The sequence below is a fragment of the Streptomyces sp. LS-MS-L19 genome, assembly GCF_058382285.1.
The window spans coordinates 7,935,379-7,949,679 of sequence record NZ_JBYCLL010000001.1 but is presented as its reverse complement, the minus strand read 5'-3'; the positions used below and the strand labels follow the sequence as shown (position 1 = coordinate 7,949,679).

General features: G+C 72.6%; 15 protein-coding genes. 7 read left to right on the top strand and 8 right to left on the bottom strand.

The window, feature by feature from the left end:
• Positions 1-111: 111 nt before the first annotated feature.
• A complete protein-coding gene (locus AC2XR2_RS35480) occupies positions 112-1,371 on the bottom strand; it encodes a sensor histidine kinase (RefSeq protein ID WP_491517286.1) in 1,260 nt (419 codons plus the stop codon).
• Positions 1,372-1,540: 169 nt separating this feature from the next.
• Here AC2XR2_RS35480 and AC2XR2_RS35475 point away from each other — a divergent pair, with 169 nt between their 5' ends.
• Positions 1,541-1,744, top strand: a complete 204-nt coding sequence (locus AC2XR2_RS35475; RefSeq protein ID WP_449349282.1) for a hypothetical protein — start codon at positions 1,541-1,543, stop codon at positions 1,742-1,744.
• A gap of 19 nt (positions 1,745-1,763) precedes the next feature.
• Here AC2XR2_RS35475 and AC2XR2_RS35470 read toward each other — a convergent pair whose 3' ends face one another.
• Positions 1,764-2,006 carry a hypothetical protein gene (locus AC2XR2_RS35470; protein WP_491517285.1) on the bottom strand — a complete coding sequence of 81 codons (243 nt, stop codon included), beginning with the start codon at positions 2,004-2,006 and terminating at the stop codon, positions 1,764-1,766.
• Between the two features lie 37 nt (positions 2,007-2,043).
• Between AC2XR2_RS35470 and AC2XR2_RS35465 the strand changes: the two genes are divergently transcribed.
• On the top strand, positions 2,044-2,790 hold the full coding sequence (locus AC2XR2_RS35465; RefSeq protein WP_449349283.1) for a 3-oxoacyl-ACP reductase family protein: 747 nt from the start codon (positions 2,044-2,046) through the stop codon (positions 2,788-2,790).
• Positions 2,791-2,836: 46 nt separating this feature from the next.
• On the opposite strand, the gene alc is transcribed toward AC2XR2_RS35465, so the two are convergent.
• Positions 2,837-3,970, bottom strand: coding sequence for an allantoicase (alc, locus tag AC2XR2_RS35460; protein ID WP_330263557.1), 1,134 nt, complete (start codon positions 3,968-3,970; stop codon positions 2,837-2,839).
• A 58-nt stretch (positions 3,971-4,028) separates the two neighbouring features.
• Positions 4,029-5,366, bottom strand: a complete 1,338-nt coding sequence (allB, locus tag AC2XR2_RS35455; RefSeq protein WP_491517284.1) for an allantoinase AllB — start codon at positions 5,364-5,366, stop codon at positions 4,029-4,031.
• Between the two features lie 264 nt (positions 5,367-5,630).
• Here allB and AC2XR2_RS35450 point away from each other — a divergent pair, with 264 nt between their 5' ends.
• Complete coding sequence (locus AC2XR2_RS35450) at positions 5,631-6,422, top strand: IclR family transcriptional regulator (protein ID WP_020133431.1); 792 nt, start codon at positions 5,631-5,633, stop codon at positions 6,420-6,422.
• Positions 6,419-7,102: a DUF6304 family protein gene (locus AC2XR2_RS35445; protein WP_491517283.1), complete on the top strand. Its 684-nt coding sequence runs from the start codon at positions 6,419-6,421 to the stop codon at positions 7,100-7,102. The genes AC2XR2_RS35450 and AC2XR2_RS35445 overlap by 4 nt, the downstream gene beginning before the upstream one ends.
• Here AC2XR2_RS35445 and AC2XR2_RS35440 read toward each other — a convergent pair.
• Positions 7,099-7,383 (bottom strand): DUF5955 family protein, encoded by a 285-nt coding sequence (locus tag AC2XR2_RS35440; RefSeq protein ID WP_381301159.1) that lies wholly within the window; start codon positions 7,381-7,383, stop codon positions 7,099-7,101. The genes AC2XR2_RS35445 and AC2XR2_RS35440 overlap by 4 nt on opposite strands.
• A 204-nt stretch (positions 7,384-7,587) precedes the next feature.
• Between AC2XR2_RS35440 and AC2XR2_RS35435 the strand changes: the two genes are divergently transcribed.
• Both AC2XR2_RS35435 and aceB read left to right on the top strand, forming a co-directional pair.
• The gene (locus AC2XR2_RS35435; RefSeq protein WP_491517282.1) at positions 7,588-8,187 is read left to right on the top strand and encodes a nucleotidyltransferase family protein; all 600 of its coding nucleotides are present in this window, start codon (positions 7,588-7,590) and stop codon (positions 8,185-8,187) included.
• A gap of 184 nt (positions 8,188-8,371) precedes the next feature.
• Entirely contained in the window at positions 8,372-9,997 is a 1,626-nt protein-coding gene (aceB, locus tag AC2XR2_RS35430) for a malate synthase A (RefSeq protein ID WP_491517281.1), read from the top strand.
• Between the two features lie 4 nt (positions 9,998-10,001).
• Here the strand turns inward: aceB and AC2XR2_RS35425 are convergent, their stop codons facing one another.
• The 3 genes from AC2XR2_RS35425 to AC2XR2_RS35415 are packed head-to-tail and all read right to left on the bottom strand — an operon-like array spanning position 10,002 to position 12,690.
• A complete protein-coding gene (locus AC2XR2_RS35425) occupies positions 10,002-10,271 on the bottom strand; it encodes an Rdx family protein (RefSeq protein ID WP_330263563.1) in 270 nt (89 codons plus the stop codon).
• Positions 10,268-11,173 (bottom strand): HipA family kinase, encoded by a 906-nt coding sequence (locus AC2XR2_RS35420; protein ID WP_381301165.1) that lies wholly within the window; start codon positions 11,171-11,173, stop codon positions 10,268-10,270. The genes AC2XR2_RS35425 and AC2XR2_RS35420 overlap by 4 nt, the downstream gene beginning before the upstream one ends.
• A gap of 20 nt (positions 11,174-11,193) precedes the next feature.
• The gene (locus tag AC2XR2_RS35415; protein WP_491517280.1) at positions 11,194-12,690 is read right to left on the bottom strand and encodes an IucA/IucC family protein; all 1,497 of its coding nucleotides are present in this window, start codon (positions 12,688-12,690) and stop codon (positions 11,194-11,196) included.
• Between the two features lie 92 nt (positions 12,691-12,782).
• Between AC2XR2_RS35415 and AC2XR2_RS35410 the strand changes: the two genes are divergently transcribed.
• Positions 12,783-14,267 (top strand): IucA/IucC family protein, encoded by a 1,485-nt coding sequence (locus AC2XR2_RS35410; RefSeq protein ID WP_491517279.1) that lies wholly within the window; start codon positions 12,783-12,785, stop codon positions 14,265-14,267.
• Positions 14,268-14,301: the final 34 nt, after the last annotated feature.

Here is a 14,301-nt window from a genome sequence, read left to right as displayed (position 1 = left end):
GGGCGGGCCGCGAAGCCAGGGCACGGGCGGATCCGATGGCCCTCGGGCCGGTGAGGTGGGGTCCCCGGGGCCAGGTGTCGGCAGGCCCGGGGTGGCGGCGTAGTGGGGCCGTCACGGCCACGGTAGCCACGCCTCCACCCGGAACGCGCCGTCCGGCTCCGTCCCGTGCTCCAGGCGGCCCCCGGCCAGTGTCGCGCGCTCGGTGAGGCCGATGAGGCCCTGGCCGGAGCCGGGGACGGGCGGCACTTCCCCCTCGGGCGCGGGGTTGCGCACGCTCACCACGAGGCCGCTGCCCGGGCCGCCGGAGACGGTGACCGTGACCTCCGTGCCGGGGGCGTGCTTGCGGGCGTTGGTGAGGCCCTCCTGGGCGATGCGGTAGGCGGTGCGGCCGACGGAGGCGGGCACGGCGGCGGGGTCGGTGACCCGGCTGTCGAGGACGACCTTCATGCCGGCCTCGCGGGACTCGGCCACCAGCGTGTCCAGCGCGACGAGGGTCGGCTGCGGACGCCCGGTGTCGTCGTGGTCCCCGGCCCGCAGTACGCCGATGATCTCCCGCAGGTCCTGGAGCGCCTCGTGCGCGCTCTCCCGGATGACACCGGCGGCACGCGCGACCTCCTCCCGCGGCGCGTCCGGCCGGAACTCCAGGGCACCCGCGTGCACGCTGAGCAGCGTCAGCCGGTGCGCGAGCACGTCGTGCATCTCGCGCGCGATGGCCTCACGGGCCAGCCGCTGTGCCTGTTCGGCCCGCAGCCGCGCCTCCGTCTCGGCACGCCGGGCGCGGTCGCGCAGGCTCAGCATGAGCTGGCGTTTGGACCGCACGAGCAGGCCCCAGCCGATGATCGCGGAGATCAGCAGGACCGCGAAGACGACCGAGACGACGTACGGCAGGTCGGCGTCGGGGCGCAGCCGGAAGGTGACCGGGACCAGGACGATGTTGATGCCGCCCACCCAGGCCACGTACCTGAAGGGGCGGTGCACGGCGAGCGTGAACAGGGCGATCGCGCAGGCGCCGCCCGCGGAGTCCGAGAGCAGCCCGAGCGGGATGGTGGCCACGGCGAGGCCGAGCGGCCAACGACGGCGCAGCCACACGGCGGCGCAGGCGAGGGCGCCGAGCAGTTGGTCGAGGGTGGCCGCGGAGTGCGACACATGGGGGTTGTTGCCCACCGCGTCGGCGCCGATCATGCCGATGAGGACGGCCAGCAGGAAGCAGGAGAAGTCGACGATCCAGTCGCGCGCGGTCCGCCGGGGCCGCCGCCCGGGCCGTAGGGCGGAGGGGTCGAGGTCATGGATCACCGCGGACGGCAGCAGCCAGCGCCGGCCGGGGAAGGCCTCGGGATCGGACACCGTCTTGTCACCGCTCACGGTCGACAAATCTACGCAGCTGGGGCGCGTGACACCCGTCCGCGGACGGCATCCGCGACCAAAGTCTCGGCCGCGCAGACTTTCGGCGTACGGGGCCCGGCGGGCGTCATGCTTTCGTGCGACGGCGCTCGCCCCGCGGCCGATGTGCGCAGGGGGTCCACGGGGTGAGGGTCGGCCCATGAAGCAACTGCTGGAAGTGCTCGGCTTCCTCGCCCTGGTGCAGGGCGGGATGGGCCTGCTGCACGAGTTCACCGACTGGCACATCGGACTCGTGCAGCGGATCGGTCTCCTCGACGGCTACGAGGTCTACGCGAGCGTCGCCCTGATGGTGCTGGCGTTCGCGCTGTTCGCCGCCGCGGAGTCGCTCGGCGGCCGGGGCTGACCAGAAGCCGACAGGGCGTTCAGGGGTTCTCGGGGAGTTCGAGCGCGGTGACCTCCTTGGCGAGGTCCCCGCCGACCACGGTGGTGCCGGGCCACTCGGGGGCGGTGAGGGTGGTGGAGACGACGACTTCGGCAGGGCGTTGAGCTTCCCGGCGACGGGGAGGGCGGAGTCGGTCGCCTTCGGCCGGCACCCGCACCTCGCGGAGGTCGGTGTCCGTACGCCGCCAGCGGTTCGGGGGGTCGGCCGGTGGGATGGGTGACATGACGACTCACGGAACCATGACGGCTACGCACGGAGACATGACCACTGCGCACGGAACTCTGGTCGGGAAGGTCGCTCTCGTCACCGGGGGCGGCCGCGGGATCGGCGCGGCGACCGCGCTGCGGCTGGCGCGGGAGGGGGCGGATGTGGCCGTGACGTACATGGCGGGCAAGGAGGCGGCCCACGACGTCGTGCGGCGCGTCGAGGCGCTGGGGCGGCGGGCCGTGGCCCTGCGGGCGGACTCCGCTGACCCGGAGGAGGCGGCGGGGGCGGTCCACCGTACGGCGGAGGCGCTCGGTGGGCCGGACGTGCTGGTGAACAACGCGGGCGTGGGGGTGCTCGGGCCGCTGGACGAGCTGTCCCTCGCGGACGTCGACCGTGTGCTGGCCGTCAATGTGCGGGGGGTGTTCCTGGCCTCCCAGGCGGCGGCCGCGCGGATGCGGGACGGCGGGCGGATCATCACGATCGGCAGCTGTATGACCCAGCGGGTGCCCGGGCCCGGCGGGACGCTGTACGCGACGAGCAAGTCGGCGCTGATCGGGCTGACCAAGGCGCTCGCGCGGGAGTTGGGGCCGCGCGGGATCACGGCGAACCTCGTGCATCCCGGGCCCGTCGACACCGACATGAATCCGGCGGACGGGCCGTTCGCGGCGGGACAGGCCGCGATGACCGCGGTGGGGCGGTTCGGGACGGCGGAGGAGGTGGCGTCGATGGTGGCCTACCTGGCCGACGCGGAGTACGTCACCGGCGCGGAGTTCTCCGTGGACGGGGGGCACGCGGCGTGAGGCGGGCACGCGGCGTGCCGTAACGGCCCCTGCGGCGAGCCCCGGCTCAGCCGCCCAGTTCCTGGTGCCGTGCCGACAGTGCCGCCGCTCCCGCCTCCGTCAGGGAGCCGAACAGTCGCAGTCGGGAGATCCCTCCGTCCGGGAAGATGTCCACGCGCGCGTGGGTGCCCACCGCCGGGTCCGGCAGGACGAAGCGGTGGTTGGTGTCGGGCTGGAGCCGGGTGCGCGGGAGGATCTCGCGCCAGTCGCCGCCGTTCCCGCCGTCGCCGTCCTCGCCGTCCCGGACCGACACCGACGCCCAGCCCGCGCTGTTGCCCTTCAGATACGCCGTGTCGATCTCGATCGCGCGGATCCGGGACTGGGCCACCAGGCGGTAGCGGATCCAGTCGTGTCCCTGGTCGCGGCGGCGGCGGGTCTCCCAGCCGTCGTCCATCTTGCGGGAGCGGCCCGGCTGGATGGTGTTGGAGGCCGGCGAGTAGAAGAGGTTGGAGGCGTCCTCCGCCCGGCCGCCGTTCTCCAGGGCGACCACGTCGAAGGCGCCGAGGACCTCCAGCCACGCCGGGTCCGGCACCACCTCGCCGTACACGCGCAGGCGGGCGATGCCGCCGTCGGGGTGCTGGTTGACCCTCAGGTGGGTGAAGCGCTGCTCCACGGACACCTCGAAGCCGTTCGCCGCGTGGCCGCCGACCGGCGTCCGCGGGACCAGCGTCGTCCACTTCACGTCGTCGCCAAGGAGCTCCTCGGGGGACGGGGATCCGGCGACGCTCGTGCCCTCGACCGACACCGCCTGCGGGTAGTTGCCGCGGAAGTGCGCCGTGTCGACCACGATCCCCCGGATCACGCCGGGCGCGCCCAGCCGCACCAGCGCCCAGTCGTGGTCCTCCGCCGTCGGCCAGGGGTGTTCGGCGGAGGCGCCACGGCGGCGCCGGGTCTCCCAGCCGTCCATGATCTTGCCCTTGTGCCCGAAGTGCTCGGGGTCGAACTCGGCCCGCTCGGGCAGCAGCAGGTTCTCGCGCTGGGCGAAGAACTCGTCGTTGGCGGCGATGACGGAGGCCCCGAGCGTCCGTGCGGCGAGGTCGGCGTACTGGGTGAAGGGGAAGTCGGCGGTGCGGTAGTCCGCGTACGGGTCACCGCCGCCGTACGGGTTCGCGTCGCCGGTGAAGCTGGGAATCGCCGTCACGTACATGTGCCTTTCGGGAGTGGGCCGGTGCGGGTGGGATCGGGGCGTGCGGGTGCAATCAGGGCGTACGGGTGAGCAGTTGACCCGCCGGGGGCGTGAACTCGCCGTCGGCCACGATGCGTCGGCCGCGCAGCCAGGTCGACCTCACCACTCCGTACAGGGTCTTGCCCGCGTACGCGGTGACGCGGTTGCGGTGCTGGAGGGCGGCCGGGTCCACGGTGAAGGTGTCGTCGGGGGCGAGGACCGCGAAGTCGGCGTCGCGGCCGGCCTCGATGGCGCCCTTGCGGTCCAGGCCGACCAGTCGGGCGGTCCGCGCGGACATCCAGCGGACGACGTCGTCCAGGGTGTGGCCGCGCCTGCGGGCCTCGGTCCAGACCGCCGCGAGGCTCAGCTGGAGGCCGGAGATGCCGCCCCAGGCCGTGGCGAAGTCGTCGGTCTTCAGGTCGGCCGTGGACGGCGAGTGGTCGGTGACCACGCAGTCGATGGTGCCGTCGGCCAGGGCCTGCCACAGCAGGTCCTGGTTGGCGGACTCCCGGATGGGCGGGCAGCACTTGAACTCGCTCGCGCCGTCCGGGACTTCCTCGGCGGTCAGGGTCAGGTAGTGCGGGCAGGTCTCGACCGTGATGCGGACGCCCTCGGCCTTGGCCTCGGCGATCAGCGGGAGCGCGTCGCTGGACGACAGGTGCAGCACGTGCACGCGTGCGTCCAACCGCTTGGCCTGGGCGATGAGTTGGGCGATCGCGGTGCCCTCGGCGTCCCGCGGGCGGGAGGCCAGGAAGTCGGCGTACTTGGGGCCGCCGTGCTGCGGGGCTGCCTCCAGGTGGTGCGGGTCCTCGGCGTGCACGATCAGCAGGCCGCCGAAGGAGGCGATCTCGGCCAGGGACCGGGCCAGCCCGTCCTGGTCGAGGTGCGGGAACTCGTCGACGCCCGAGGGCGACAGGAACGCCTTGAAGCCGAAGACGCCCGACTCGTGCAGCGGGCGCAGGTCCTTGACGTTGTCGGGCAGCGCGCCGCCCCAGAAGCCGACGTCGATGTGGGCCTTGTCGGCGGCGACCTCCCGCTTCGTACGGAGGTTGTCGACGGTCGTCGTGGGCGGGAGGGAGTTGAGCGGCATGTCGACGAGGGTGGTGATGCCGCCGGCCGCCGCCGCGCGGGTGGCGGTCCAGAAGCCCTCCCACTCGGTGCGACCGGGGTCGTTGACGTGCACGTGGGTGTCGACCAGGCCGGGCAGCAGGACGTCGCCGCCGAGGTCCTCCAAGCGTGCGTCCGACGGCACCTCGCAGTCGTACGGCAGGACGGCCGTGATCCTCCCGCCGCCGACCGCGACCGAAGCGGCCCGCGTCCCCTCGGGCGTGATGACGCGCGTCGAGCGCAGCACCAGTTCAGTGTCGGACACCCGGACCCCTCTCTGCCGCCGTTAACTTCCGCGTAACGGAATTCAACTTTCTGTTGAAGGAGTCTTCACTCCCGTTCGAGTGCCGTCAAGGGCACACTTCCTCACAGTGCACCCGATGCCGACTCTCTGGACGTTTCCACAAGGCGGAATTAGACTTCCAGCAAGCAGAACGTAGCTATCCACCAGCGGGGAGTCAACCGACTGCCGGGTAGGCTTCTGCTCCTTCCTGCCCAGCCCCGAAGGCAGCCCCGAAAGGAACGTGCCGTGCCGACGTCCAGCGCCAGCACCACCGACTCCGCCAGGTCCGCCGGCGGGGTGCAGTCCCTCGAGCGCGCCTTCGATCTGCTGGAGCGGATGGCGGACGCGGGCGGAGAGGTCGGACTGAGCGAGCTGTCCGCGAGCAGCGGGCTGCCGCTGCCCACCATCCACCGCCTGATGCGCACGCTCGTGTCCTGCGGATACGTCCGCCAGCAGCCCAACCGCCGCTACGCCCTGGGCCCGCGCCTGATCCGGCTCGGCGAGTCGGCCTCCCGGCTGCTGGGCACCTGGGCCCGCCCGTACCTGGCCCGCCTGGTCGAGGAGACCGGCGAAACGGCCAACATGGCGCTGCTCGACGGGGACGAGATCGTCTACGTCGCCCAGGTGCCCTCCAAGCACTCGATGCGGATGTTCACCGAGGTCGGCCGGCGCGTCCTGCCGCACTCCACGGGGGTCGGCAAGGCGCTGCTCGCCAACACCCCCGACCACGAGGTGCGCGCCCTGCTCGCCCGGACCGGCATGCCGGCCGCGACCGAGAAGACGATCACCACGCCCGACGGATTCCTCGCGGCCCTGGTGGACGTACGCGCCCAGGGTTACGCCGTCGACGACAACGAGCAGGAGATCGGCGTCCGCTGCCTCGCGGTCTCGGTGCCCAACTCCCCGACCGCCGCCGCCATTTCGATCTCCGGCCCGGCGGGGCGGGTCACCGAGGCGGCCACGGAGAAGATCGTGCCGGTGCTCCAGCAGGTGGCCGGCGAGCTGTCCGAGGCACTGGCCACCCAGAACCCGGCATGACCGCCTTACAGCGCTGGCCGGGGCGGTACACCGACCGGCACGGCACCGAGGAGGTCGTCTTCGCGTCCGACGGGCGGGAGTCGATCCGTACGACGATCAGGGGTGTCGTCTTCGAGGGCTACATGATGGACGACCTGGGCGCGGTGAGCGGGGAGCCGCCCGAGCAGATGTTCGCGTTCTTCGACGGGGCGTTGTGTTCCTGCGTCCTGGAGTGGGAGGTGCCGATACCCGTCGAGGTCAGGGGTAGCGGCGTACGGCCGGGGGTGCTGTACTGCACCCTGCGACTCGGCGATCCCGCCGGCCCGAAGCGCGGGCTGGACGCGGAGACCCTGACCACCGTCCTGCGCTTCGACGGATACGAGTTCCGCAATCGGGACGGCCAGGACGACTTCGAGGACGCGCTCCACCAAGTCCAGCGCAGCCTCCCGCGCTCGGCCCGGATAAGAGCCTGCGTCTCGTGCGCCTGGTCCGACTACCACCCCGTGGGGCACAGCCTCATGGGCGGGCTGGCCTGCTTCCGGGACATCAAGGACCGCTACCTCCGAGTCGAGGGCAAGGTGGGGCCGCACAACATCTTCGACGTGTGGGACGACCGCACCGAGTTCGTCCAGGAGACCTGGCTCTGCGAGCAGTTCGAGCACCGCCGTGACGGTCAGGGCTACCGGGGTTCGTTCCCCTAGCGGCGCGGCTCCCCGAACAGCTCCACCGCGCCGCGCACCTCGGCCAGCCCCCGCGACAACGCGCTCACCGACCCGATCGCCCCGGCGATCAGCAGCAACGACCGTCGCAGGCGCGGCACTTCGGGAGTCCCGTCGATCGTCATGGCGGCCAGCGCGGCGAGTTCGTCCTCGGCGATGTCCCGGTCGGGGAACTCGGCCGGGTGCGCGGCGAGTTCGCGGCGCAGCCGGGACACCGCGGTCCGCAGTTCCGCCACTCTCGGATCGTTGTCGCTGCCGCTCACCGGTCTCTGCCCCAAGCTCCGCAACACAGCTCTCCCCCGCACACGTACGCGCCCTGATGTCCCGGCGGCGTCGGTCAGGCGCCGAGGGACGCGGGTCAGTAAACGCCACGCGGGGCGCCGGGCGCCACCGTGCGGACCGAAATTCAGCCCGCGGAAACCCGGCGCAAACCAGGTGCACCCCCACACGTCAGGTATGCAGGACGCATGACGGAGAACGAACAGCGGGTCGCCGGACTGCTCCTGGCCGCGGGCGGCGGGCGGCGGCTCGGCGGCCGGCCCAAGGCACTGCTCGCACACCGGGGCCGCCCGCTCGTCGAACACGCGGTGGGCGTCCTGCGGGCGGCGGGCTGCACCCGGGTGCACGTGGTCCTGGGGGCGGCCGCGGCGGCCGTACGGGAGCGGGCGGAGCTCGGTGACTGCGTGCTCGTGGAGAACCCGGAGTGGGCCGAGGGCATGGGGTCGTCGCTGCGGGCCGGGCTCGGCTCGCTCACCGGGACGACGGCACGGGCGGCGCTGGTCTCCCTCGTCGACCAGCCCGGCATCGGGGCGGAGGCGATGCGCCGCGTGCTCGCCGCGTACGAGGACGAGGCCTCGCTGGTCTCGGCCGCCTACGACGGGGTGCGCGGCCATCCCGTCCTGCTGGGCGCCGCGCACTGGGCCGGGGTCGCCGCGACTGCGACCGGCGACCGGGGGGCACGCGCCTATCTGAAGGAGCACCGGGGCGCGCTCACGCTCGTCGAGTGCGGGGACGTGGCGCGGCCGTACGACATCGACACGGTGGCGGATCTCGCGCACCTGGAGTGAGGGGGGTGACACTGAGCGCCACATTGCCTCGACCCGGAGAATCTCGACATCAACAAACCATTGAAATTCCACGATGAGGAAACTAGTATCCACTGATCAGAAGCGCCCCACCCCTCCCAGGGCGCTCCTCGCCGTACCCGGTTCGACTGGCACCCGGTGCCACCGCTGAAGGAAGTGACCGCTCATGTCCGCACCAGCGCCGTCCCCGCTGGCCATCGTCGACGCCGAGCCCCTGCCGCGGCAGGAGGAGGTCCTCACCGAGGCGGCCCTCGCCTTCGTGGCCGAGCTGCACCGCCGGTTCACGCCCCGGCGCGACGAACTGCTCGCCCGCCGCGGTGAGCGCCGCGCCGAGATCGCCCGCACCTCCACGCTCGACTTCCTCCCGGAAACCGCCGCGATCCGCGCGGACGACTCCTGGAAGGTGGCCCCCTCCCCCGCGGCCCTGAACGACCGCCGGGTCGAGATCACCGGCCCCACCGACCGCAAGATGACCATCAACGCCCTCAACTCCAGCGCCAAGGTGTGGCTCGCGGACTTCGAGGACGCCTCCGCGCCGACGTGGGAGAACGTCGTCCTCGGTCAGGTCAACCTGGCGGACGCGTACACCCGGAACATCGACTTCACGGACGAGAAGTCGGGCAAGTCGTACGCGCTGAAGGCCGACGAGGAGCTCGCCACGGTCGTCATGCGGCCGCGCGGCTGGCACCTGAACGAGCGGCACCTGGTCGACGCGAACGGCGCCCAGGTGCCGGGCGCCCTGGTCGACTTCGGCCTGTACTTCTTCCACAACGCGCAGCGGCTGCTCGACCTCGGCAAGGGCCCGTACTTCTACCTCCCGAAGACCGAGTCGCACCTCGAAGCACGCCTGTGGAACGACGTGTTCGTCTTCGCGCAGGAATACTGCGGCATCCCGCAGGGCACCGTCCGCGCCACCGTCCTCATCGAGACGATCACGGCCGCGTACGAGATGGAGGAGATCCTCTACGAACTCCGCGACCACGCCTCGGGGTTGAACGCGGGCCGCTGGGACTACCTGTTCTCCATCGTGAAGAACTTCCGTGACGGCGGCGCCAGGTTCGTCCTCCCGGACCGCAACGCGGTCACGATGACGGCCCCGTTCATGCGGGCGTACACCGAACTCCTCGTCCGCACCTGCCACAAGCGCGGCGCGCACGCGATCGGCGGCATGGCGGCGTTCATCCCGTCACGCCGGGACGCGGAGGTCAACAAGGTGGCCTTCGAGAAGGTCCGTGCCGACAAGGACCGTGAGGCCGCCGACGGTTTCGACGGCTCCTGGGTCGCCCACCCCGACCTGGTCCCGATCGCCATGGAGTCCTTCGACAAGGTCCTCGGCGACAGGCCGAACCAGAAGGACCGCCTCCGCGAGGACGTCCACGTCGAGGCGGCCGACCTCATCGCCATCGACTCGCTGAAGGCGAAGCCGACCTACCCCGGTCTGGTCAACGCCGTGCAGGTCGGCATCCGTTACATCGAGGCCTGGCTGCGCGGGCTCGGCGCGGTCGCCATCTTCAACCTGATGGAGGACGCGGCCACCGCCGAGATCTCGCGCTCGCAGATCTGGCAGTGGATCAACGCGGGCGTGGAGTTCGAGAACGGCGAGAAGGCCACCCCGGAGCTGGCCCGCAAGGTCGCCGCCGAGGAGCTCTCGAACATCCGTCAGGAGATCGGCGAGGAGGCCTTCGCGGCCGGCCACTGGCAGCAGGCCCACGACCTGCTGCTCCAGGTGTCCCTCGACGCCGACTACGCGGACTTCCTGACGCTGCCGGCGTACGAGCAGCTGCGCGGCTGAGACGTCACTTGTCCGAGTGGCCCAGGGACTTCCCCGGGGCCACTCGGTCGCGTACGGCCTGCTTCACCGCCGTGGGCTCCGGGAAGCCCTGCTCGCGCCGGTCCCAGACGACCTCGTCGTCGACGCGGACCACGAACACCCCGCCCGTGCCCGGCTTGAGGGACAGTTCGCCCAGCTCCGTCTCGAAGGTGGTGAGCAGCTCCTGCGCGAGCCAGGCCGCGCGGGGCAGCCAGCGGCACTGGGTGCAGTACTCGATCTGTACGACGGGACTCATCCGAGGTGCACCGACCAATCCTGTTCCGCGGGCGGCTTGCCGTGCAGGTCGGGGACCCGCTTGAGCCACTTGGGCCGTCCCTGTTCCGTCCGCGCCGCCCGCAGGGCGTCCTCGGCGGCGAGTTCCTCCCGGCTGGGGAAGTCGGTGGGGAGCCAGTCGGCGGAGGCCCGCACGCGCGTGTGCAGGTGCTCGACGTACGCCTCGCGCATCTCGGCGGGCGTGTCGAAGTCCGTCAGCCAGGCGTCCGGCACCTCGGCGACGATCTCCCGCAGCAGCTCCCGGGTCACCTTCGGCGCCAGTTCCGCGTCGGCGGCGCGCACGTCCGGGCCGTAGTGGCCGAGGGCGTGGTGGCGCAGGTCGTAGGGCTTCGCCGGGTCGGCGCCCTCCCAGCGGTGGTGGAAGACCAGGGCGGCGCCGTGGTCGATCAGCCACAGGCGCGGGGGTGCGACACCGAGGGTCGGCCAGATCATCAGGTTGGAGCTGTGGACCGTACGGTCGACGTTGACGGTGAGCGCGTCGAGCCAGACGATCCGGCCGGCCTCCAGCGGGTCGACCGGGAACGTCCTCGCGACCTCGGGGGTGAAGTCGCGGGCGCCCGACAGATAGTCCATGCCGAGGTTCACCCCGGCGCTCGCCGCGTGCAGGTCCCGCACCTCCTGGTGCGGCTCGCCGTCGGCGATCGCCGGGTCGAAGTGCACGAGGACCAGCTCCGGGAAGCGCAGCCCCAGGGCCCGGGCGAGCTCACCGACGATCACCTCGGCGACCAGCGCCTTGCGGCCCTGGGCGGAGCCGGTGAACTTGACCACGTACGTGCCGAGGTCGTCGGCCTCGACGACTCCGGGCACGGAGCCGCCGGACCTCAACGGGGTCACGTATCGAACAGCAGTCACAGCGCGCAGCACACCGGCCAGGGTAGTTCAGGTCACGCGCCGGCCAGCGGGTTCGGCAGCGGCAGGTACCGTGCGGCCGCCCCGTCCGCGTCGGTCCACCTCAGCAGCAGGTTCGTCTTGCCGGGGAGGGTCGGTGAGGTGAGCAGGGCCCGGATCTCCGGGAGGTCGTGGCGGGCCAGTTCGCGGCGGGCGGCGGGCCAGGGGGCGAAGCCTGGCCGGCGCTCGGCGAGGGCCGCGGCGATCTCCCACAGGTGGTTCACGACCAGGCAGTACACCAGCCGCTCCCACCCCTGCGCGCGCGGGACGTCCGCCAGCAGCTTCACGCCCTCCGCGTCCCGGAACAGCGCCTGCACGGGCAGGCCGTCGTCGGCCACGGCGACCAGGGTGTTCTGGAGGTGCGCCTCGAGTACGACACCGTGGTCGGCGAAGGCAGCGAGGACGGGCGGTACGACCGCGCGCAGGTACGCCTCCCACCAGGCGGCCGGGTCCTCGACGGTGTCGAGCGGGCTGCCCTCGAAGCCCTCCACCAGGGCCGCGGCGAGCAGCGGGGTCGCCCCGGGCCGCACCTGGTCGCGCAGGCCGTCGCGGACCAGGACGGCGAGCTCCTCGAAGGCGAAGTCGGCGGTGCGGTAGCCGCGGTCGCTCAGCCAGGCCGCGCCCCCGGGGCTCGCGGTGAAGGCGCTCGCGGCCGCTTCGTCCGTACGGCGGAGTTTGAGCAGGTCGTGACGCCAGAGCCGGCGGATGTCGTTGGTGATGCGCACGTCCAGGCTGAACTTCAGGAACAGGTCGCGCGCGGGGGCGTACACCGTGCGGATCGCCGCCGTCGGCCAGACCTCGAAGCCGGTCGTGCCGAGCCGGATCAGGCGCCCGTCCGCGAAGGCCTCCGCGCAGCTCACGAGGTCCAGCTGCCAGGGGTGCGCCGGGAGCAGCCGGTAGCCGGGCGGGGCCTCGCCGAGCGCGTCGAGGGCCGCGGTGTCGCCCTCCTCGACGACGGCGTCCTCGCGCAGACCGAGCAGGAGCAGCGGGAACCGGGCGTGGGCCTCGGGGGCGTACGGCAGCCATGCGGCGACGGGACCGCCGCCGCGGGCCTTGGGGGCGGGGTGGTGGGGGTGGCCGGTGACGAGGCACTGCTCGGAGCGCAGATACGGGTCGCCGGGCGCCGTCGCCCGGTCCCTGGCCGTGAGCAGGGCGGCCACGGCGTCCCGGCTGTCGAGCATCTCGGCGGGCAGGTCGTGGTTGGACCGTCCGGTGTGCCGGGTGAGCTCCTCGGCGACGAGTTTCACGAGTTCGGTGTGGTTCACGCGCCGCCAGCCGCCCGCCGTGCGCACCTCGGGTTCGGCGGGCCGCCGCTCGCCGCGCACCCGGATCAGCCGTCCGCCGGGGAGCCGGTACACCGGGCGGTCGCCGGGTTCCGGGAGCGGTTCGGCCACCTCGCGCAGCAGACAGTTGAGCAGGGGCGCCGCCGCGTACGCGTCGGCGCGGTGTGCGACGGCGTCGGCCGGCGGGGGCAGGAGATCCACGCGATCCACTCGTTCTCTACGGTTCATCTGGGGCGATGACGATCAGTATGTCTGCCGTCACCCACCCACCGTGACACCAGTCGTACCCGAGGAGTCCCCCCGTGCACCGTCCCCGCCCCGCCGAGGCCGAGTTCGCCGACGAGCTGGCCGTCGTACGCCCCGACCTCGCGGCGCGGTACGCGGCCGAGCTGCCCGGCGCCCGGGCGGCCGTGCTGTCCCGGCTGTGGCGTGGGCTCACGCACGAGCCGCTGCCCTGGGTCGTGGCGCGGGAGGCGGGCCGGGAGGGGCTCACCCTGCGCCTCGCGGACGGGCGTCGGCTGCACGGCCCGCACCCGGACCCGTACGCCACCGCCGCCCACGTGCGGGAGGTGCGGCTCGACGGGACCGCCTACGACCGTCCCGAGCGCCTGATGACCGCCCTCGGCGTACCGCACGGCACCGAGTTCGCGGCCGAACTCGCCGACAGTGTCGCCTCGTTGGCGCTGTCGAGGGCGGGCCAGGGACCCCCTTCGAAGGACTGGCCGGTGCACGACTGGGAGTGGGAGCAGCGGGTCGTCGACGGACACCCCTACCACCCCAACTGCCGTTCCAGGCCCGGCTTCTCCGTGGCCGAGCAGCTGGCCTACGGCCCCGAGCACCGGCCCCTGGTGCGGCTGGGGTTCGTACCGGTCCCGGCGGCGGAGTGCCTGGTGACCGGGGAGTGGCCGGATGACCTGCGGGACGGGGAGCGGCTGTTGCTGCCGGTGCATCCCTGGCAGGCGGAGCACGTCCTGAAGCGGCGCGCCTCGGGGGGCCTGGACGCCCACCCGCTGATGTCCCTGCGCACCCTCGCCGTGGCCGGCGACCGGCACGTCAAGACCGCCCTGAGTGCCCGTCTCACGTCCTCGGTGCGGGACATCTCCGTGTACTCGATCGGCATGTCCGCGACGCTCTCGGAGTTCGCGGAGACTCTGGCCCGGCGGATGGGCGGACTCCTGCACTTCACCCGCACCCTGGGCGCCGCCACCGCCAACTCCCCCGACCTCGCGGCCGTGTTGCGCGAGTCGCCCGGGATCTACGGCGACCGGGTCCTCCCGGTGGCCGCCCTCGCCACCACCGACCTGCCCGGATCCCCCGCCTGGCTCGCGGAGTTCGCCCGGCTGGCCCTCACGGCGGGCCTGCGGTCGCTGGAACTCGGGGTCGCTCTGGAGGCCCACGGACAGAACCTCCTCGTCGTCCTGTCGCCGTCAGGCGCGCCCGTCGGACTGGTCTACCGGGATCTCGCCGACATCCGGATCAGCCCGGCCCGGCTGGCCCGGCACGGCATCCCGGTGCCGGAGCTGTCCGGGCGGGTCGTCACGGACGACGTGACCACCCTGCGGCGCAAGCTGTTCGGCTCCCTGGTCGCGGGCGCCCTCGCGGGTACGGCGGGTTCGGCGACCGCGTTGCGCGGGGCGCTGGAGAGTGCCGTACGGGATCTGCCGCGTACGCCCGATCTGGTCGCGCTGCTCGAACAGCCGCTGCCCACGAAGGCGTTGACGCTGATGCGGCTCTCGCCGGGGGCACCGGGCGACCAGTGGACGGACCTGCCCAACCCCCTGTTGTGAGCGGCCGTTTTGGAGCGCGGCGCACCTGATCAAT

Bases quoted from the DNA above. Each gene is read 5' to 3' on its own strand.
- AC2XR2_RS35425 (WP_330263563.1), bottom strand. From the start codon at position 10,271: ATGAGTCCCGTCGTACAGATCGAGTACTGCACCCAGTGCCGCTGGCTG.
- AC2XR2_RS35435 (WP_491517282.1), top strand. From the start codon at position 7,588: ATGACGGAGAACGAACAGCGGGTCGCCGGACTGCTCCTGGCCGCGGGC.
- aceB (WP_491517281.1), top strand. From the start codon at position 8,372: ATGTCCGCACCAGCGCCGTCCCCGCTGGCCATCGTCGACGCCGAGCCC.
- AC2XR2_RS35465 (WP_449349283.1), top strand. From the start codon at position 2,044: ATGACCACTGCGCACGGAACTCTGGTCGGGAAGGTCGCTCTCGTCACC.
- AC2XR2_RS35475 (WP_449349282.1), top strand. From the start codon at position 1,541: ATGAAGCAACTGCTGGAAGTGCTCGGCTTCCTCGCCCTGGTGCAGGGC.
- AC2XR2_RS35445 (WP_491517283.1), top strand. From the start codon at position 6,419: ATGACCGCCTTACAGCGCTGGCCGGGGCGGTACACCGACCGGCACGGC.
- AC2XR2_RS35470 (WP_491517285.1), bottom strand. From the start codon at position 2,006: ATGTCACCCATCCCACCGGCCGACCCCCCGAACCGCTGGCGGCGTACG.